The sequence below is a fragment of the Mycobacterium europaeum genome (assembly GCF_002102155.1).
In the GTDB taxonomy this organism is placed as follows: Bacteria; Actinomycetota; Actinomycetes; order Mycobacteriales; family Mycobacteriaceae; genus Mycobacterium; species Mycobacterium europaeum.
Genome location: NZ_LQOU01000025.1, coordinates 188,347 through 207,341 on the forward strand (window position 1 = coordinate 188,347; position 18,995 = coordinate 207,341).

Consider the following 18,995-nt stretch of genomic DNA (forward strand, 5'->3'; position numbering starts at 1 on the left):
GACTTACTTGACCAGCGTGAACTGGCAGACGTTGGTGTAACCGTCCCGGAACAGGTCCGAGCAGCCCCGCAGGTACTTCAGGTAGATGTCGTAGGTCTCCTGCCCCTTGAGGGCGATCGCCTCGTCCTTATGCGCCTCGAGCGCATCCCCCCAGGCGGTCAACGTCGGAACGTAGTTCTTACCGATGAAGTGGTGGCGCTCGATCTTGAAACCTGCGTCGGTCGCGTACTTGTCGACCAGGTCGACCTGGGGCAACTTTCCGCCCGGGTAGATCTCTTTCAAGATGAAGCTGATGAACCGCAGCAGGGTCATGTTCACCTGCAAACCCATCGCCTTGCCCTCTTCGGCGGAGGGCACCACGATCGAGTGCAGCAGCATGCGGCCGTCGTCGGGCAGCAAGTCGTAGTACTTCTTGAAGAAGGTGGCGTACCGCTCGTACCCGGCGTCGCCCGCACCGTCGGCGAAGTGCTCGAATGCGCCCAGCGACACGATGCGGTCGATCGGTTCGTCGGGGAATTCCTCCCAGCCCTGGATCCGCACCTCTTTGCGGCGGGGGCTGTCCATCTTGTCGAACTCGGCCACACAGTGGGCGTACTGGTTCTCGCTGAGCGTCAGCCCGATGACGTTGACGTCGTATTCCGCGACGGCGTGCCGCATGGTCGAGCCCCACCCGGAGCCGATGTCGAGCAGGGTCATGCCGGGCTCGAGGTTGAGCTTGTCCAGCGCGAGCTTGCGCTTGGCGTACTGCGCCTCTTCCAGCGTCTTGGTGAGGTTGTTGGGATCCGGATTCTCGTCGAAATAGCCGCAGCTATAGGTCATCGACGGGTCGAGCCAGAGCTTGAAGAACTCGTTCGACTTGTCGTAATGGGATCGGACCGCCTCGACCGGCGGCTTCAGCTGCGTGCTACCCGTTTCCCCCTGTGAAGTCATTGATTGGACCCTACTTTCCTGCAGATATCGATGCAATCGCGGCCACTGTTGCCTCAGTGTCAGCTTCGGTTGACGCTTCCCCCAGCATCGTGACGACGCTGGTGATAAGCGGGTTCCCATCGACATCGGTCACTTCGCTGCGGATCTCAGCGAGCACGGTGCCATGGGATTGGATCACCGAGTCGAGATAGGTGTCGAAGTACAGCTTATCGCCGGCGACGATCGGCCGGTGAAATTTAAATTTCTGGTCGCGGTGGATCACCCGCGCGATGTTGATCGGGATGCTGAACTTGGTGAAGATCTCCAACTGGACGCGCCGTCCGGCGATGGCGAGGAACGTCAGCGGAGCCACCAACGAGTCGTACCCGGCGGCCGCGGCGGCCTCCTCGCTGAAGTGCGTCGGATGGTCGTCCTTGATGGCGAGCGCGAACTCCCGGATTTTTTCGCGCCCGACAAGGAAGTGGTCCGGGGCCCGGTAGTGGCTGCCGATGAGTCCTTCGGCTTCTTTGGGGGTCGTCATGCCGCTGTTGCTCTCCGCTCGAATAGGTCTCAGCGGCGCAGCCTATCAGCGGGATTGCCGCCGGGATGCCACCGCGGCCAGTGCCCCGCCGGCCGCCCCCAGCGCCAGCGCCGACGGCACACCGATCCTGGCGGCCTTGCGGGCGGTGCGGAAGTCGCGGATCTCCCAGCCGCGTTGGCGGGCCAGGGTGCGCAGCCGGGCGTCGGGATTGATGGCGACGGCGGTGCCCACCAGCGACAGCATGGGCACGTCGTTGAAGCTGTCGGAGTACGCGGTGCAACGTTTGAGTTTGAGGCCCTCCCGGATCGCCAGCGAACGCACCGCATGCGCCTTTCCCGTGCCGTGCAGGATATCGCCGACGAGCCGCCCGGTGAACACGCCGTCGACCGACTCGGCGACGGTGCCCAGGGCGCCGGTCAGGCCGAGCCGCCGCGCGATGGTGGCCGCGAGTTCGTAAGGCGTGGCGGTGATTAACCACACCTGCTGGCCCGCGTCGAGGTGCATCTGCGTCAGTTCCCGGGTGCCCGGCCAGATCTTGTCGGCGATGATCTCGTCGTAGATCTCCTCGCCCAGGGCCACCAGCTGGTCGACCGATCGGCCCTCGATGAAGGCGAGCGCTTTGCGTCGGCCGGCCGCGACGTCGTTGCTGTTCTCCTTGCCGAGGATCTGGAACTTGGCCTGGGCGTAGATGAAGCCGATCACGTCGCGGTAGGTGAAGTAGTTGCGGGCCGCGAGGCCGCGGCCGAAATGCACCGCCGAGGAGCCCTGCACCAGAGTGTTGTCGACGTCGAAGAAGGCGGCCGCGGTCAGGTCGATCGGCGGCTGGGGGCGGTCCTCGTCGACCGCGGCCTGTTCGGCCTGCAGGCCTTCCAGCGCGCGGGCGGCGCTGGCGTCGGCGGCCAGCGACTCCAAGTCAACGCGACCGACGTCTCCGTTGCCCGGGTCAGAGGAAGTCATCGCCAAACCTCCTAGATCGCTGTGTTGCCTGGCGACCCGGTGGGTCCCGGTGTCCAACCCTATCCGGCGGGGGCGGGGGAGGGCTGACGTATCCCTTGCCGTCGGGTGTGAAGCTAGCCGCACACTCGCCGAGCGTGAAGTTAGCTTCACGCTCGGCGGACTGGGTGGTCTTGATCGCTGAGTCCTTGCGACTTTGACGGTGAACCATTCCGCCGGGGGATCTTTTCTCTCCTGTCTAATTGGAAGTCTGACTTTCACCAAATCCGGCCATCGAAGTGATGCTTCCAGGCATGCCGTCGAGTAGTGCTGCAGTTAGCTCTCTGAATGACAAACCGAGGACCTCCATCCTCGGTTCTTCCGAAGGGAACGTATATGCAAACGAGTCAGGATCACTCTTGAGCGTGTAACGCTTGAGATACCGTTCGACCGACTCCTTATCGAGGGTGGGCATCGCTCTACACAATAAGTCTATTATGTCGGGCCCCGCCGGGCTGACTTCGAATTGGTTGTTGAGGCCCCGATCGTCCCATTGAATGAATAGCGTCTTCAGCCGAAGGTCGCTGCGAAGGCTGTCTCCCATCCGCAAGATCACGTATTTTCCCGCATCAATAAAACGCGAAAATATTGCGGTGATTTCTTCGGATCGTTGGCCGACACGCTCGTGCTTCAAAGACCGTAACACGCGGAAGTGGCCTCCAGGCATCGGCGCGATAACCCAGGCAGCCCAATCGCCAAATGCGCCCCATTGGGGCCATTCTTTTATCTTGTCCCAATAATCTGAACGAAGGTACAAACGGCCCTCATGCCAGTCGGGCTCTTCATATGTGCCTCTGCCGTCTGAGTTCGCAAGCCTGCGCCAGAGGTCGTAATAGAATGCTACTTCTGTGAACTCTTCGGAAGCGGCCGTGCCGCCGAATTGCGTATTCATTAGGGGAGGTTCCTCCTCGTGGCAGCCTACGGTCGGCGCAGATAGCCGTCTTCAAGCAAGGTATCAATCAGCACGGTTATTTTATTCTTAGTGTCATAGACTACCCACTGGATCCCTCCGCCGGGCTGACCGAATGCCTCCGCGACATTTCCGTACCTGACCTCCCAGTCTGCGGGCAATTCCTTGCCGGTGCCCTGGAATCGATTGTAATCTCCCGATGAGCCTGGGGCTAGGCCGCGCTCGGGATAACTGTCGCCGACCGCTCCCATAAAATCCCCTCTTTGGTTGCTGACCTCTCCGATTCTATCCAACCAGACGTGCTCTGGAATGCTTCGGGCTGTTTCCCATTTTCCATCAGAAAAGCCATTTTCCAGCGGCCACTTCCAAGTCCCTTCTGCGTGGTTCCAGAAGTTGTCCAAAATCTCCTGGGCGGTCATTCCCGAATAGGGGCTCTGCAGCGCAGATTCAGCAAGATCCCGCGGACAGCCGTGGTCTATCAGATCCTGCACGAGCCTTTCCGGCGATTCGGCACGCGTTAGCTGGGCTTGTCGCCAAGGCGGCAAATCCGATGGTGTCGTATGCGGTAGATGGCCATCGGCCGGATCGTCCGAGGGTGTGCCGTCGTGCGGCCCGTGGCTGTCGCCATCATGCGGTCCACCACTTTCGACGGGCTGGTGTGGCGGGGTGTTGTCACCGGGCGTATGCGGCGGGCCTTCACCGGGCTGATGCAGCGGGCCACCGTCGTGAGGCAGCTGAGACTCGGGCGGGTGGAGGCCCGGTTGCTGGCCGTGGGGCATTTCTCCCAGGCCTGGAGGTGCTTCGGTGGGCGCTCCGCCCATGGGCACCGAAGGCGGCGTCGGCAGGTGCGGCTCCGGTAGCGATGGCAGACCCGCGCTGGGAGATGCGGCGGCCGGTTCGCCGCCGGGAGAAGGCGGCGCGTGGGCCGGCGCCGGCTCGCCCGGCTTCGGGTGGGGTAACTGTTCGGCTGGCGCGGGCACCGCCGGCTTGCCGGCCGGCTCGGGTGGCGCGGCGGCCGGTTTGGGCGGCTCACCGGCGGGGGGCTTCTCGCCGACCGGTGGCTTCGACTCCGTCGGGCTGTGGGGAAGGGGGCCGTCAGAGGGCCCGGGTGCGGGTTTGCCGGAGGCTGGCGGTGCGGGTTGGCCTGGTTCGGGTTTGCCCGACGGGGCGGGCGGTCCCGGTTCCGGCGGCTTGGGGGCGGCCGGGGGTGCTTCCGCCGGGGGCTTCACCGAGGGCGGTTTCGCGACCTCCGGCAACGGCGGCTTCGGCGCGTCTCTCACCACGTCGCCGACGCCGCGCCCCAGCTTGCCGAGTTTTGACAGCGGGCCGCCTGGCAGCGCCAGAGTCGCTACGTCGAAGAGGGTCTTCCCGAACGCCCCGTCGGGGTTTGAGCCCCATTCGTCCCAGTGGGTGACCTGCTTGCCGAGCGCCTTCCAGGACTCGGCGACGCCGGGTCCACCGTCGGGGCCCAAACCGACCAGAGGCGCCTCGCCGGCAACCATGCCGACGACATCTTTGGCGTAACCCACCGGATCGGATTGGAGCCGGCTCGGGCTGAATTTCGCGACGTCCTCAAGAGAATCCCAGGCCTCCTCGCCGAGACCTTTCAGAGACCGGCCCACGTGGTTGAGGACTCTGCCGACCGAGGTGCCGTGCAGGAAGTGGTCCCATTCTTTCCCCGCCCACCGGGCCATGCCTTCGGCCGCGTCGACGGCGGCCGTCATGGCGGCGTTGATCTGATCGCCCAGCGTCTCGGCTTCCTGGGCGAAGTTGTCGACCACCGTGCGGATGTCGTCGGCGATCCTCTTGATCTCGTCTTCGTCTGCGTCGGTCAGCAGATCCCAGACCTCTTTGATCCCGGTCAGCGGATCGCAGATGCGCGACAACAAGTCCAGAATCGCCGCATGAACCTTGTCGACCTTGGCCGCGTAGCTGTTGAGCTGGGCGGCGACCGTTTGGCACTGGCGTGCGACGTTGAGGGTGGCCTCGGAGGCATCCGCCAACGCCTTGTTGATGGCAGCGCCTTCCGGGATCTGCTGGGCGCCAATGGCGGCCATCGCCCCGCCACCCGCCGCCGTCTCGGTGGCCATGAAATTAGCGCCCGCGGTTGCCCACGCCCCAGCGGCGGCTCGCAATTTCGCCGAATCGCCACTGGGCCAAATCATTCCGATGTATGGGGCCACCCATCCCCAGCCCGCAGGGGCGCCGCTGCCGGGGCCCACCGCCGACGGCGGCTTCGTGCCGACGGTCATGGGCGCGGTCACCTGCGGTGCGGGCAGACCCGCGGCTTGGCCCCTGACGTCCGACAACGCCTCGGCCAGCGCGTAGTTATGCGCCGACACTCGCACCCCGTCGCCGATGCTGCACAACCCGTTGCGTGCGCTGGCCATGGCGTCGACCACCTTGGCCGCCGCGCCGTCATACGCGCGGCCCAGCGCCGCGCCCACCGGATCATCGCCGGCCATGCCCGCGCTGCTGGCCAGCTCCGCGGTCAAGCCCGAGATCACCGATCCCAGCGACTCGCCGGCGGACAGCACCGTGGCGCCGGCGCGATCTAGGACAGTCGGATCACACGCCAGCGGCGCCATCTGCTCACGACCACATACCGAGATTCGTCGACATTGCCCCGGTGTAGTTGCCGTGCGCTGTCGTGGCCGCCTTCTCGAGTTGCGCCAGCGCCTCGCGCATCATCGCCTCGCCGCGCACCCAGTGCTGGTGCGCCTCGGCGTGGGCGGCCGCGGCCTGACCCGTCCACGTGGTGTGCAACCGCGTTACGCGAGAATCGATCTCGGTGATCATGTCCTCGGCATAGCGTTGGAACGCCGCCATTCGCTGCACCGCGTCAGCCAGCGCCTGGGGGTCCACCCGAAATGCGTCAGCCACCGCGCACCGCCCGTTCCGCCTGGGCGGACCCGGCCTCGTTGCTCTGATAGCCCTCGCCCGCCTGACCCACCAGGTGCGCCAACAGCGACAAGCCCTGTTGCACCTCGCGAGCGCCCCGATGCCACAGCTCCCACGCCGAGCCGTACGCGGTCCCCGCCGCGCCCTGCCAACCGCCCAGCAGCCGACCCACCTGATCGTCGAGGTGCGCCAGCTCAGCCGAAAGATGCTCGGCGGCGCCGCCGATGGAAACCGCGTGGCCCTGCATCACCACCGGGTCAACTCGCACAGTCTCGTCGGCCATAACCGGAACATAACGCCTGGTAGATGCCCCCACAAGTCACCGATGCCACACTGGTGCCCATGACCGAAGCGACCGGCCGGCCGCACGTGGAGCTCTTGACCCGCGACGGCTGCACCATCTGCGAGCGCGTACATGCCCGGCTGGCCGAATTGGCGGCTGAGCTGGGCTTCGACCTATCGATGACCGATGTCGACGCCGCCGCGTCGGCGGGCAACCCGGCGCTGCGGGCCGAGTTCGGCGACCGGCTGCCCGTGGTCCTGCTCGACGGCCGCGAGCACAGCTACTGGGATATCGACGAGGCGCGGCTGCGGGCGGATCTCGCTCGATGAGGGCGGCCGGGCGATTATTTGGTAGCCCACCAGATAAACGATTACCTTGGAAACCAGTTCAATTACTGGAGAAAGCAAGGGAGCTGGCCAGGTGATGCTGCCGTGAGCGTCTTGCTTTTCGGGGTTTCGCACCGCAGTGCGCCGGTCTCCGTCCTGGAACAACTGACCATCGACGAGACCGATCAGGGCAAGATCGTCGACCGGGTGTTGCAGTCGCCGCTGGTGACCGAGGCGATGGTGCTCTCGACGTGCAACCGGGTCGAGGTGTACGCGGTGGTGGATGCGTTCCACGGCGGCCTGGCGGCGATCGGGCAGGTGCTGTCGGAGCACTCCGGAATGTCCATGGGGGACCTGACCAAGTACGCGTACGTCCGCTACAGCGAGGCCGCCGTCGAGCACTTGTTCGCGGTGGCCAGCGGCCTGGACTCGGCGGTGGTCGGTGAGCAGCAGGTGCTCGGCCAGGTGCGCCGCGCGTATGCCACCGCGGAAACCAATCGCACCGTCGGCCGGGTGTTGCATGAGCTGGCCCAGCGGGCGCTGTCGGTGGGCAAGCGGGTGCATTCGGAGACCGCCATCGACGCGGCGGGCGCCTCGGTGGTGTCGGTCGCCTTGAACATGGCCGAACGCCGGCTGGACGGCCTGGAGGGCAAGACGGCCGCGCTGGTCGGCGCGGGCGCGATGGGCGCCCTGGCGGCGGCCCACCTGACCCGGGCCGGCATCGGCCGGGTGCACGTGCTGAATCGGTCGCTGTCGCGCGCGCAGCGGTTGGCCCGCAAGCTCCGCGAATCGGGCGTGCGGGCCGACGCGATGCCGCTCGACCGCTTGGCCGACGCGGTCGCGGACGCCGACGTCATGGTCAGCTGCACGGGCGCGGTGAGCCCGGTGGTCACGCTGGCCGACGTGCACCACGCGCTGGCCGCCGCGCGCCGTGACGAGTCGACCCGCCCCCTGGTGATCTGCGACCTGGGCATGCCGCGCGACGTGGACCCGGCGGTCGCCGGTCTGCCCGGTGTGTGGGTCGTCGACGTGGACCGCGTCCAGCACGAGCCGTCGGCGCACGCCGCGGCCTCCGACGTGCACGCCGCCCGCCACATCGTGGCGGCCGAGGTCGCCGCCTACCTGGCGGGGCAGCGGATGGCCGAGGTCACCCCGACGGTCACCGCGTTGCGCCAGCGCGCCGCCGACGTGGTGGAGGCGGAGCTGCTGCGCCTGGACAACCGGTTGCCCGGCCTGGAGAGTGCCCACCGTGAGGAGGTGGCGCGCACCGTGCGACGGGTCGTGGACAAGCTGCTGCATGCGCCCACCGTGCGGATCAAACAACTCGCCAGCGCACCCGGCGGGGACAGCTACGCCGAGGCGCTGCGTGAACTCTTCGAACTCGACCAGACCGCCATAGACTCCGTAGCCGCCGTCGCTGCCGGCGAATTGCCCGTCATCTCAACGGGATTCGACGCCGGAACGCACGAAGCGTCCGCCGAGTAGCCCGATTGGCGAACGTGATCCGGATAGGCACCCGGGGCAGTCTGCTGGCCACCACCCAGGCCGGCGTCGTCAGGGACGCCTTGATCGCCAACGGTCATCCCGCGGAATTGGTGATCATCACCACCGCGGGCGACCGCTCGTCGGCGCCCATCGAGACCCTGGGTGTCGGCGTCTTCACCACCGCACTGCGCGAGGCGATGAGCGACGGCCGGGTGGACGCCGCCGTGCACTCGCACAAGGATCTGCCCACGGCGGACGACCCCCGGTTCACCATCGCGGCGATACCCGCCCGCAACGATCCCCGCGACGTGGTGGTGGCCCGTGACGGGCTGGTGCTCGGAGAGTTGCCGCCGGGTTCGCTGGTGGGGACGTCGTCCCCGCGGCGGGCCGCGCAGCTTAGAGCATTGGGTCTCGGTTTGGAAATCCGCCCCCTACGAGGCAACCTAGATACCAGGTTGAACAGGGTAAGCAGTGGTGATCTTGACGCGATCGTGGTGGCCAGGGCCGGACTGGCCCGGCTCGGTCGCCTCGACGATGTCACCGAGACGCTAGAGCCGGTGCAGATGTTGCCAGCACCGGCTCAGGGCGCGCTCGCCGTCGAATGCCGCGCCGGTGATGAATTGGCGGCAGTGCTGGCGGAGCTGGACGACGCCGACACGCGCGCGTCGGTCACCGCGGAGCGAGCCCTGCTGGCCGAACTGGAGGCGGGTTGCTCCGCACCGGTGGGCGCGATCGCCGAGGTGGTCGAGTCCATCGATGAGGAGGGCCGCGTCTTCAACGAGCTGTCGCTGCGCGGTTGTGTGGCGGCGCTGGACGGGTCCGACGTGATCCGCGCGTCCGGCATCGGCGCCGCCGATCGGGCGAGGGAGCTGGGGGTTTCGGTCGCCGCAGAGTTGTTCGAACTCGGCGCCCGAGAACTCATGGCGGAGGCGCGGCAGGACCCGGCACGAGGAAATTAATTGCGAGTGACGTGGGAGCGACAATGACGACGCGAGGGCGTAAGCCGAGACCCGGCCGCATCACATACGTGGGCTCCGGCCCCGGCGATCCCGGGCTGCTGACCACCCGGGCCGCGACCGTACTGGCGAACGCCGCCCTGGTGTTCACCGACCCCGACGTGCCGGAGGCGGTGCTGGCGCTGATCGGCAAGGATCTGCCACCGGTTTCGGGCCCGGCGGCCCCCGCCGACGCCGCTGCCGGCAACGGCGACGCCACCCCGGGTGGCGCCGAGCAACCCGCGGTGATATCGGCCGGCCCCGATGTCCGTCCCGCGCTGGGCGAGCCGGCCGAGGTGGCCAAGACGCTGACCGCCGAGGCCCGTGCCGGCGCCGACGTGGTCCGGCTGGTGGCGGGTGACCCGCTGACGGTCGACGCGGTCATCACCGAGGTGAACGCCGTTGCGCGAAGCCACCTGCACCTCGAGATCGTGCCCGGCCTGGCGCCCACGGGCGCCGTGCCCACGTATGCGGGGCTGCCGCTGGGCTCGTCGCACACGGTCGCCGACGTGCGCGACCCCCATGTGGATTGGGACGCTTTGGCCGCCGCGCCCGGTCCGCTGATCCTGCAGGCCACCACGTCGCACCTGGCCGACGCCGCGCGGGCCCTGATCGAGCACCAGCTGGCCGAGACCACCCCGTGCGTGGTGACCGCGCACGGCACCACGTGCCAGCAGCGTTCGATCGAAACCACCCTGGGCGGGTTGACCGACTCGGCCGTGCTGGGCGGTACCGACCCGGCCGGCCCGCTGACCGGACCGCTGGTGGTGACCATCGGCAAGACGGTGGCCAGCCGGGCGAAGCTGAACTGGTGGGAGAGCCGCGCACTCTACGGCTGGACCGTGTTGGTGCCCCGGACCAAGGACCAGGCCGGCGAGATGAGCGAGCGGCTGACGGCCTACGGCGCGCTGCCGATCGAGGTGCCGACCATCGCGGTCGAGCCGCCGCGCAGCCCCGCGCAGATGGAGCGGGCCGTCAAGGGCCTGGTCGACGGCCGCTTCCAGTGGGTGGTGTTCACCTCCACCAACGCGGTGCGCGCGGTGTGGGAGAAGTTCGGCGAGTTCGGTCTGGACGCCCGCGCGTTCTCGGGCGTGAAGATCGCCTGTGTCGGCGAGTCCACGGCCGACCGGGTCCGGGCGTTCGGGATCAGTCCCGAGCTGGTGCCGGCCGGCGAGCAGTCGTCGCTGGGTCTGCTGGACGACTTCCCGCCGTATGACAGCATTTTCGACCCGGTGAACCGGGTGCTGCTGCCGCGTGCCGACATCGCCACCGAGACGCTGGCCGAGGGGCTGCGCGAACGCGGCTGGGAGATCGAGGATGTCACCGCCTACCGGACGGTGCGGGCCGCCCCGCCGCCGGCGGAGACCCGGGAGATGATCAAGACGGGTGGGTTCGACGCCGTGTGCTTCACCTCCAGCTCCACGGTGCGCAACCTGGTCGGCATCGCCGGCAAGCCGCACGCGCGGACCATCATCGCCTGCATCGGTCCCAAGACCGCCGAGACCGCCGCCGAGTTCGGTCTGCGGGTGGACGTGCAGCCCGAAACGGCCGCCGTCGGTCCGCTGGTCGACGCGCTGGCCGAACACGCCGCGCGGTTGCGCGCCGAGGGCGCGCTGCCGCCGCCGCGTAAGAAGAGCCGCAGGCGCTAGTGGCTGTGGCCGCCGAACCGGCGAGGGCGCGTGTTTGTACGCCGGCACGCCGTCGGGGCCGGCAATCTGTGCACGCTCGCGGCGGCGCGTCGCGATGAGCGTCGGCGGCTACCCGCGGCAGCGCCCGCGCCGGCTTCGCTCCACCCCCGCGTTGCGCCGTTTGGTGGCGCAAACATCCTTGGAGCCAAGGCATTTGGTGCTGCCGATGTTCGTCGCCGACGGTATCGACGAACCGCGCCCGATCGCGTCGATGCCTGGCGTCGTGCAGCACACCCGCGATTCGCTGCGCAGCGCGGCGGCCGATGCCGTCGCCGCCGGGGTGGGCGGGCTGATGCTGTTCGGTGTGCCGCGTGAGGAGGACAAGGATCCGACGGGGGCGGCCGGCACCGACCCCGACGGCATCCTCAACCTCGCCCTGCGGGACCTGGCCAAGGACCTCGGCGGCGCGACGGTGTTGATGGCCGACACCTGCCTCGACGAGTTCACCGACCACGGCCACTGTGGCGTCCTGGACGCCAGGGGCCGGGTGGATAACGACGCGACGCTGGCCCGGTACGTCAAACTGGCTGTGGCGCAGGCTGAATCGGGCGCGCACGTGGTCGGGCCGAGCGGAATGATGGACGGGCAGGTGGCCGCGATCCGCGATGGCCTGGACGCCGCGGGCTACACCGACGTGGTGATCCTGGCGTACGCCGCGAAGTTCGCCTCGGCGTTCTACGGCCCCTTCCGCGAGGCCGTCAGCTGCAGCCTGTCCGGCGATCGGCGCACGTATCAGCAGGAGGCGGGCAACTTCCGCGAGGCGCTCCGCGAGATCCGGCTCGACCTCGACGAGGGCGCGGACATGGTCATGGTCAAACCCGCGATGAGTTACCTCGACGTGGTGGCCGCCGCGGCGGAGGTCTCACCGGTGCCGGTGGCCGCCTACCAGGTGTCGGGGGAGTACGCCATGATTTGCGCCGCGGCCGCGAACAATTGGATCGACGAGCGTCAGGCGGCGCTGGAGTCGTTGACCAGCATCCGCCGCGCCGGAGCCGATATCGTGCTGACCTATTGGGCCGCGGACGCGGCCGGTTGGCTTTCGTGAGATGGGGCTTGCTGTGAATTCCGAGTCGACAGCCACCGAACCGAAGCCGCTGTTCTACGAGTCGGGTGCCAGCTGGTGGTGGGTGGGCTGGGGCCCGGTGGCCGCGGGCGCGATGATCCTCATCGAAGTCTGGAGTGGCGCCCCCGTGTCCTTCCTCATCCCGGTGATCTTCCTGGTCCTGGTGTCGGGGTTCGTCGGGTTGCAGGTCAAGGCGGCACGGATCCACGTCTCGGTCGAGCTCACCGACGACGCCCTGCGTCAGGGCACGGAGACGATCCTGGTGCGCGAAATCCTGCGGGTGTTTCCCGAACCCGAGAACCACGAAGCGTCCGGCAAGGAGCTGGCCCGATGGCAGTCGGCGCGGGCGCTCGGCGAACTGGTCGGGGTGCCCCGCGGGCGGATCGGCATCGGCCTCAAACTCACCGGCGACCGCTACGCGCAGGCCTGGGCGCGCCGGCACCGCGCCCTGCGCGCGGCGCTGACCCCGCTGGTCCAGGAGCGGGTCGAACCCGCCGATGTCACCGACTCCGATCGTGACGACGACGCCGGAGCCGCGCCGTGAGCGCCCGGTACGGGAGTTCCAGGGCGCTGGTGGAACTCGGCCTGGCCTGCGCGGCGCTGATCGGCGCGGGGGTGAGCTGGTCGCGTTCCCAGCACACGGTGGCGGTGGCGCCCATCGCCGACGGACAGCCGTTCACCACGTCGGTCGTGTTCGACCCTCAGCTGCTGTTGCTGACCCTGCTGCTGCTGACGAGCGCGGGGGTGCTGGCGGTGATCGGCACCGCCAGGCGGCGCCGTGAGCGCCGCGCTAAGAGGTCCTGACCAGCGACAGCGCCAGCCGGCGCCGCCTCGCTATGGCGTCGGCCAGGTCGTGCAGCGCCTCGTGCACCGAGCAGCTGGCGCCGTCACCCAATGACTCGGCCACCGCCGGGCTCGCGACCAACGTCCACTGCACCCCTTCGGCGCGGCACCCCTCGTCGAAGGATTGCAGGAGCGCAATGCCCGCCTCAGCAAATTGGTTCACGCCGGCCATGTCGAGCACCACACGGTCGGCGCCGACGATGAAATGCCGAATGTGGTCGCCGACTTGGTCCGCATTGAGGGCGTCGATTTCACCCCGAACGGTCACCACCGTCGCCAACTGACGGCGGTGCGCCCGGACCCAGGCTCCGCCGCAGCGAAAGACGCCGTCTTGCTCCTGCGTCAGCACATCGGCGATCGTCATGGGCACCCCTCATTCTCCGTGCCGCTCGCTGTGCCTTCTGACGCTAAACCCCAAGCTTAAGGAGGCTGGAAGCCGCAACTAACGGTTTGGTAAGAAGCCATTCTCGCCCCGGTTTTCGCGGAGTTCGAGCAAAGGCCGGCGCGTGCGGATTCCCGCCGAAAGATCGCATGCCACACCACAACCGTCCGCGCGCCGGGGCGATTGCGCTGCTAGGCTGCCAGGGCTGCCGGTTGTGAGGCGGGGGGCTTGCAGGAATCGCGTGGTCGCCCGGTCAGCCGAGCTTCAAGGCGAACGGAACAGCAGAGTCCAGGCGGGAAAGAGCATCGTGCGCGGCGCAGAGATCAGGGGAGAGATCAAGGCCCTGACGGGACTGCGCATCGTCGCCGCGCTGTGGGTCGTGCTGTTCCACTTTCGGCCCATGCTTGGCGACGTGGGGTCCGATTTCCGCGACGCCCTCGCGCCGGTGCTCAACTGCGGAGCCCAGGGCGTCGACCTGTTCTTCATCCTCAGCGGATTCGTGCTGACGTGGAACTACCTCGACCGGATGGGCCGGTCATGGTCCATGCGTGCGACCCTGCACTTCCTGTGGCTGCGGCTGGCCAGGGTGTGGCCGGTGTACCTGGTCACCCTGCACCTGGCCGCCCTGTGGGTGATCTTCACCCTGCACGTCGGTCACGTGCCGTCGCCCGACGCCGGTCAGCTCACCGCGATCAGCTACGTGCGCCAGGTCCTGCTGGTGCAGTTGTGGTTCGTGCCGTTCTTCGACGACTCGAGTTGGGACGGGCCGGCCTGGTCGATCAGCGCCGAATGGCTGGCCTACCTCCTCTTCGGCCTCTTGGTGCTGGTGATTCTGCGGATGAAGCAGGCGACGCGGGCGCGGAGCCTGATGGTGCTGGCGTTCGCCGCGGCGTTGCCTCCGGTGATCATGTTGCTGGCCAGTGGTCACTTCTACACACCGTGGAGCTGGCTGCCGCGCATCGTCACGCAGTTCACCGCGGGCGCGCTGGCCTGCGCCGCGGTGCGCAGGCTGCGGCTGACCGATCGCGGCCGCCGCGTCGCCGGGTACCTGTCGCTGCTTCTGCTGGGCGCCATGGTGGGCGTCCTGTATTGGTTTGACGCGCACCCCATCTCCGGTGTCGTGGGGAACGACAGCGGCGGGGTGGTCGACATCCTGTTCATTCCGTTGGTGATCACGCTGGCGATCGGCGTCGGCAGCCTGCCCAGGGCGCTCTCAACCAGGTTGATGGTGTACGGCGGACAAATCTCGTTCTGCCTGTACATGGTTCACGAACTGGTGCACACCGCGTGGGGTTGGTCCGTGGAGCAGTTCGAGCTCCGACCGCAGGACAATCCCTGGAAATGGAACGTCATTGGCCTGCTGGCGATCGCCGTGCTGATTTCCGTCGCGATGTATCACTTCGTCGAAGAGCCCGCCCGCCGCTGGATGCGCAGGATGGTCGACGTCAAAGCCGTCACGGCCACAAGCGAACCCGACTCGCCGAGCGGCAAGGTTCACCCGATCGACCGCTCGCTGGGAGCGGTGTCGGCTCGCGCGGTGTGACGGTTGTCTTAGCGCACGGCCGCGGATGGCCGGCGGATAATTGATGAAAAAGCGGTGGCGCGTGACGATGCCGTTGACGGGGGAGGTAGTGGTGAGTCGTCTGGCCACCTTTGTCATCGGCCTGACCTTTCTGGTGGGAATCGGCATCGCATACCCCGCGCAGGTGCGCACATACGACACCTTGACCCTCGATTTCCGGCTGAACCACCTGGCCGTCGTCGGCGACTCCTACACCACCGGCACCGGCGAGGGTGGCCTGGGCCCGAGGTCGTGGCCCGCCCGCGCCTGGGACCTGCTCGCCGCGCGGGGCGAACGGATCTCGGCCGACGTCTCCGCCGAAGGCAGGGCGGGCTATGGCATGCCGGGCGATCACGGCAGCGTGTTCGAGGACCTGACCGCCCGGGCCGTCCAGGGCGACGATGTGCTGGTGGTGTTCTTCGGCTCCCGCAACGACGAGCCCATCGACGCGAATGTGATCGGGCAAAAGGCCCGCAGCACATTCGATTTGGCTCGCCGCCTGGCGCCGTCCGCGCGGTTCCTGGTGATCGGGCCGCCGTGGCCGACGGCCGATGTGCCCCTGCCCATCCTGCAGATCCGCGACGCGCTCGGCGCGGCGGCCGCCGAAGCGGGGGCGACGTGGGTCGACCCGATCGCCGAGCGCTGGTTCGTCGGCAGGCCCGACCTGATCGGGGCGGACGGCGTGCACCCGAACGATGCCGGGCATCAATACATGGCGGACAAGATCGCGCCGCTCATCCGGACGCAGCTGTCGACCTGAGCGGGCCGTGCCGGGCGGTTCAGTCCTCGGCGTGCCGCTCGTAGTCCCATCGCTCCAGGCGCGCCTGCAAGTTCAGCAAGCCGAACCCCGCGACCGGGGCGGCGGCCGCGATGCAGACCAGCAGCAGCGGAGTCATCCCCTCAACCTCCCAAAACCCTTCGCTGATATGACGTTCGTCGACCACCAGAGGTTCATTGCCGCTCACCCAGCCGCCAGGGCGCGGTCCGCCAGGGCGCCCATCACCGGCGCCAGCAACTGCGCGTACTCGGTCGTCACGTGGTTGTCGTCGCGGAACACCAAGGTGTTGCCCACGATCGCCGGGCAGCGGTCGGGAGTGCAGAACAGGTCGGTGAGATCGGCGTACTGGCCGCCGCCGGCCGTGGTTGCCGCCCGCTCGGCGGCGACGCCGTCGTCATCGACCGCGGCGGACCGCGCCGGCGCGCAGGCGCCGGCGTCGTCGAGGTGGGCGGAGAGGCAGGCGGGCACCGAGGATCGGGGATCCGGCGCGGGACCCAGGACCAGCACCGCCGCGCCGGTGCCGCGCAGCGCCGCGACGGTGCGGCCCAGGGTGTCGATCCACGCCGGGTCGTAGGAGGTGAAGCTGAAGTCCGCGCCGTAGCGCCGGCTCATGTCCACGATGACCAGCCGCGGGTGTTCGGCGGCCACGCGGGCCATGATCTGGGCGCGCCACTGTTCGCACTCGGTGTACTCGCGGCCCAGGTAGGGGCTGACGATGTGCAGATCCTGCATCGGGCAGGTCACCTTGGCCAGGGTCTCCAGCCGCCAGTGCCGTTGCCCGGCGGCCTGTGCGAACGCCGGGTCCCACATGGCGGCGTGCGAGTCGCCGATCAAGGCGATGGTCGTCGGCGAGGCGAGATCGCCGGTCGCGCAGTCGTTTTGCCCGACCTCGCGCCAGGATCGCACGCAGCCGTTGACGAAGACGGCGGACTTGTCGGCGGGCGCCTTGGCCAGCGGCGGATCCAGGTTTACCGGAACGGCTTTCAGGTTCGCCGATGCGGCGACGGCCGCGCGCACCTGCGCGAAGGCCTGCCGCACCGCCGCCTCTTGCGCGCTGACGGTCGCGACGGCGCTGGGCGGCGCCGCGACGATGTTGGCCCGCGGGGCGGCGGCCCCGTGACCCGCCGGCACCGGCACCACGTTCAACAGCAGCATGCAGGCGCAGGCCGCGACCGCGCTGGCGGCGCCGGCGACGGCCAGGCTGGCCCTCGCCGACTGGCGCAGGGCGGCGGCGAACCGGCCGGGGTTCTCGACCAGGTGCAGGGTGATGATGGCCAGCCCGGCCGAGACGGCCGTCGCCGTCAGCCGGGCGGGCAGGCCGGCGGGCTGGCCGAGCAGCGCCGGCATCAGCAGCAGCACCGGCCAGTGCCACAGGTACCAGGAATAGGAGATCCGCCCGATCGCGCGCATCTCAGGCCGGCACAGCAGCCGACCGGCCCCGAGGCCGCGGGTCGCGCTGCCGGCGCCGATGACCAGCGCGGTACCCAGCACGGGCAGCAGCGCCGCCGTGCCGGGGTAGGGGGTGCGGGCGTCGAGTTGGGTGCAGGTCACCACGATCAGGGCCAGCCCGCCCCACCCGGCGATCGACCCGGTCAGCAGCGACAGGTGCCGCCAGTGCCGGATCGACAGGGCCAGCAGGCCACCGGCGGCCAGTTCCCAGGCGCGGGTCGGCAGCGAGAAGAACGCCCAGGGCGGCGACGTCCGGGTCCACAGCACGGCCGCCGCCAGTGACGCCGCCCCGACCACGCCCAGGGTCACCGCATACGGGGTGGCGCCGCGCAGGGCCGGGGCGCGCCGGGCCAGCCAGGCGGTGCCGATGAGCAGCACCGGCCACACCAGATAGAACTGCTCCTCGACGCCGAGTGACCAGTAGTGCTGAAACGGCGAGGCCAGGTGCGGGGCCAGGTAGTCGGTGCCCTGGGTGGCGAATCGGTAGTTGCCGACATAGAGGGCGCTGGCGATGCCGTCGAGGAACACGCTTCGCGCCTGCAGTGGCGGCAGCACCACGGCCGCACCGATCGCGGTGACCACGCCGACGACCGCGGCGGCCGGCAGCAGACGCCGGGCGCGCGCGCCGTAAAAGCGGCCCAGCGCAACGGTATTCGTCGTGGTCACCTCGCGGAACAGCAGCCCGGTGATGAGGAAACCGGAGATGACGAAGAACACGTCCACGCCGATGTAGCCCCCGGTGACCCCGGGGATGCCCGCGTGATACAGCACGACCGCGATGACGGCGACCGCCCGCAGCCCCTCGATGTCGGGTCGAAATCCGGTCCGCTGCACCGCCCGCTGTTGGGGGCGGGTGGGGAGTTGGCCGGGCCGGACGGTCATCGCTCTCCGCTAGGTCGCCAACCAGGCGAGTTCGCCGGGCAACTGTGCCCGCCAGTAGCCGATGTCATGGCCGCCCATCGAGAAACCGCCCGCCGGCGGCGTTTTCAGTTGGTTCACGAATTGCCGGGTGGCGAAATAGAACCGGTCGAAGGTGCCGCAGTCCACACGCAGCGGAATCTGCGACAACGCCGGCACGCCCAGCACGGTGTTCTTCGCCCAGTCGTCTTCGCTGTCGAAGGCCTTGGGGGCGCTGTCGGCGAAGGAGGTGTACAGCGCCGGGCTGATGGCGCAGATCCCCGCGGTCCGCGCCGGCCCCAGCTTGGCGCCCAGGTGCAGCGCCCCGTACCCGCCCATCGACCACCCCAGGAAGCCCACCCGGGACGTGTCGAAGCCCATCGACGAAAGCATCGGCAACAGCTCGTCGAGCACCATGGCGCCGGCGTCGGTGCCGTCGGCCCGCTTGTGCCAATAGGAATCGCTGCCGCCGTCGACGCCCACCACCGCGAACGGGGGCTTGCCCTCCTTGACCAGCTGGGCCAGGCCCCTCTCGACCCCGCAGTCGAGCATCATGGTGGCGTCGCCGTCCTTGCCGTGCAGGGCGATCACGGGGCGCAACGTCCCGGTTTGGCCGGGCGGCAACGCGATCACATAGTTGGTCTTCACGCCCCCGCGGGCGGCGGAGACGAACGAGCCCGTGAGCCTCGTGGGCAGGTTGCTGCTCGCCGCCGACGGCTCGAACGGGGCAGGAGCTTGCGGCAACGTCGCGGCGAGCGGCCTGGCCGGATCGAGCAGCGCGCTGAGGGCGAACACGCCAACGGCTCCCAGGCCGGTGCCGGCTCCCATCCGCAGCACCGCCCGGCGTGTCAGGTCAGGCATGATCGCAATAATGCCGCGCTGACCGGGCATTCCCGCCCGAGCCACGCCGAAATGGAAGCATTGTGTGATCTCGCGTGATCTGTCGGTTTCCGTCCGGTTACCTGCGGTGCACCTTCTCACCGCTTCGCGG

The 18,995-nt window shown here is 68.6% G+C and carries 18 protein-coding genes and 1 pseudogene; 9 read left to right on the forward strand and 10 right to left on the reverse strand.

Features of this window, described 5'->3' with window-relative positions; translation table 11 throughout:
• Nucleotides 1-3 precede the first annotated feature (3 nt).
• The 7 genes from AWC03_RS12815 to AWC03_RS12845 form a co-directional block, all read right to left on the reverse strand.
• Nucleotides 4-930, reverse strand: a complete 927-nt coding sequence (locus AWC03_RS12815; protein ID WP_085240840.1) for a cyclopropane mycolic acid synthase family methyltransferase — start codon at nucleotides 928-930, stop codon at nucleotides 4-6.
• A 10-nt stretch (nucleotides 931-940) separates the two neighbouring features.
• Nucleotides 941-1,450, reverse strand: a complete 510-nt coding sequence (locus tag AWC03_RS12820; protein WP_085240841.1) for an FAS1-like dehydratase domain-containing protein — start codon at nucleotides 1,448-1,450, stop codon at nucleotides 941-943.
• Between the two features lie 45 nt (nucleotides 1,451-1,495).
• The gene (locus tag AWC03_RS12825; protein WP_085240842.1) at nucleotides 1,496-2,407 is read right to left on the reverse strand and encodes an HAD family hydrolase; all 912 of its coding nucleotides are present in this window, start codon (nucleotides 2,405-2,407) and stop codon (nucleotides 1,496-1,498) included.
• A 235-nt stretch (nucleotides 2,408-2,642) separates the two neighbouring features.
• Complete coding sequence (locus tag AWC03_RS12830) at nucleotides 2,643-3,335, reverse strand: hypothetical protein (protein ID WP_249025871.1); 693 nt, start codon at nucleotides 3,333-3,335, stop codon at nucleotides 2,643-2,645.
• 26 nt (nucleotides 3,336-3,361) lie between these two features.
• A complete protein-coding gene (locus AWC03_RS12835) occupies nucleotides 3,362-5,941 on the reverse strand; it encodes a glycohydrolase toxin TNT-related protein (RefSeq protein ID WP_085240844.1) in 2,580 nt (859 codons plus the stop codon).
• A 4-nt stretch (nucleotides 5,942-5,945) separates the two neighbouring features.
• Nucleotides 5,946-6,236: a WXG100 family type VII secretion target gene (locus tag AWC03_RS12840; RefSeq protein ID WP_085240845.1), complete on the reverse strand. Its 291-nt coding sequence runs from the start codon at nucleotides 6,234-6,236 to the stop codon at nucleotides 5,946-5,948.
• On the reverse strand, nucleotides 6,229-6,537 hold the full coding sequence (locus AWC03_RS12845) for a WXG100 family type VII secretion target (RefSeq protein WP_085240846.1): 309 nt from the start codon (nucleotides 6,535-6,537) through the stop codon (nucleotides 6,229-6,231). Before AWC03_RS12845 ends, AWC03_RS12840 begins: the two co-directional genes overlap by 8 nt.
• Nucleotides 6,538-6,596: 59 nt before the next feature.
• Between AWC03_RS12845 and AWC03_RS12850 the strand changes: the two are divergent.
• From AWC03_RS12850 to AWC03_RS12880, 7 genes and pseudogenes are all read left to right on the forward strand, one after another.
• A pseudogene (locus AWC03_RS12850) lies at nucleotides 6,597-6,961 on the forward strand (glutaredoxin family protein).
• Nucleotides 6,962-6,968: 7 nt separating this feature from the next.
• Nucleotides 6,969-8,348, forward strand: a complete 1,380-nt coding sequence (locus AWC03_RS12855) for a glutamyl-tRNA reductase (protein ID WP_085240848.1) — start codon at nucleotides 6,969-6,971, stop codon at nucleotides 8,346-8,348.
• Nucleotides 8,349-8,362: 14 nt separating this feature from the next.
• Nucleotides 8,363-9,307 (forward strand): hydroxymethylbilane synthase, encoded by a 945-nt coding sequence (hemC, locus tag AWC03_RS12860; protein ID WP_085240849.1) that lies wholly within the window; start codon nucleotides 8,363-8,365, stop codon nucleotides 9,305-9,307.
• A gap of 23 nt (nucleotides 9,308-9,330) precedes the next feature.
• The gene (locus tag AWC03_RS12865) at nucleotides 9,331-10,992 is read left to right on the forward strand and encodes a bifunctional uroporphyrinogen-III C-methyltransferase/uroporphyrinogen-III synthase (RefSeq protein ID WP_085240850.1); all 1,662 of its coding nucleotides are present in this window, start codon (nucleotides 9,331-9,333) and stop codon (nucleotides 10,990-10,992) included.
• Between the two features lie 94 nt (nucleotides 10,993-11,086).
• Nucleotides 11,087-12,076 (forward strand): porphobilinogen synthase, encoded by a 990-nt coding sequence (hemB, locus tag AWC03_RS12870; protein WP_085240851.1) that lies wholly within the window; start codon nucleotides 11,087-11,089, stop codon nucleotides 12,074-12,076.
• 49 nt (nucleotides 12,077-12,125) lie between these two features.
• Complete coding sequence (locus tag AWC03_RS12875; protein ID WP_085240941.1) at nucleotides 12,126-12,638, forward strand: DUF3093 domain-containing protein; 513 nt, start codon at nucleotides 12,126-12,128, stop codon at nucleotides 12,636-12,638.
• Nucleotides 12,635-12,898 (forward strand): hypothetical protein, encoded by a 264-nt coding sequence (locus AWC03_RS12880; RefSeq protein WP_085240852.1) that lies wholly within the window; start codon nucleotides 12,635-12,637, stop codon nucleotides 12,896-12,898. Before AWC03_RS12875 ends, AWC03_RS12880 begins: the two co-directional genes overlap by 4 nt.
• Here AWC03_RS12880 and AWC03_RS12885 read toward each other — a convergent pair.
• A complete protein-coding gene (locus AWC03_RS12885; protein ID WP_085240853.1) occupies nucleotides 12,885-13,301 on the reverse strand; it encodes an STAS domain-containing protein in 417 nt (138 codons plus the stop codon). The genes AWC03_RS12880 and AWC03_RS12885 overlap by 14 nt on opposite strands.
• A 325-nt stretch (nucleotides 13,302-13,626) precedes the next feature.
• Between AWC03_RS12885 and AWC03_RS12890 the strand changes: the two genes are divergently transcribed.
• Both AWC03_RS12890 and AWC03_RS12895 read left to right on the forward strand, forming a co-directional pair.
• Nucleotides 13,627-14,862 (forward strand): acyltransferase family protein, encoded by a 1,236-nt coding sequence (locus AWC03_RS12890; RefSeq protein WP_085240943.1) that lies wholly within the window; start codon nucleotides 13,627-13,629, stop codon nucleotides 14,860-14,862.
• 91 nt (nucleotides 14,863-14,953) lie between these two features.
• A complete protein-coding gene (locus AWC03_RS12895; protein WP_085240945.1) occupies nucleotides 14,954-15,640 on the forward strand; it encodes an Rv0518 family GDSL lipase in 687 nt (228 codons plus the stop codon).
• Between the two features lie 201 nt (nucleotides 15,641-15,841).
• On the opposite strand, the gene AWC03_RS12905 is transcribed toward AWC03_RS12895, so the two are convergent.
• Nucleotides 15,842-17,989 (reverse strand): acyltransferase family protein, encoded by a 2,148-nt coding sequence (locus AWC03_RS12905; RefSeq protein ID WP_085240855.1) that lies wholly within the window; start codon nucleotides 17,987-17,989, stop codon nucleotides 15,842-15,844.
• Nucleotides 17,990-17,998: 9 nt separating this feature from the next.
• Nucleotides 17,999-18,865 carry an alpha/beta hydrolase gene (locus AWC03_RS12910; RefSeq protein WP_276327150.1) on the reverse strand — a complete coding sequence of 289 codons (867 nt, stop codon included), beginning with the start codon at nucleotides 18,863-18,865 and terminating at the stop codon, nucleotides 17,999-18,001.
• Nucleotides 18,866-18,995: the final 130 nt, after the last annotated feature.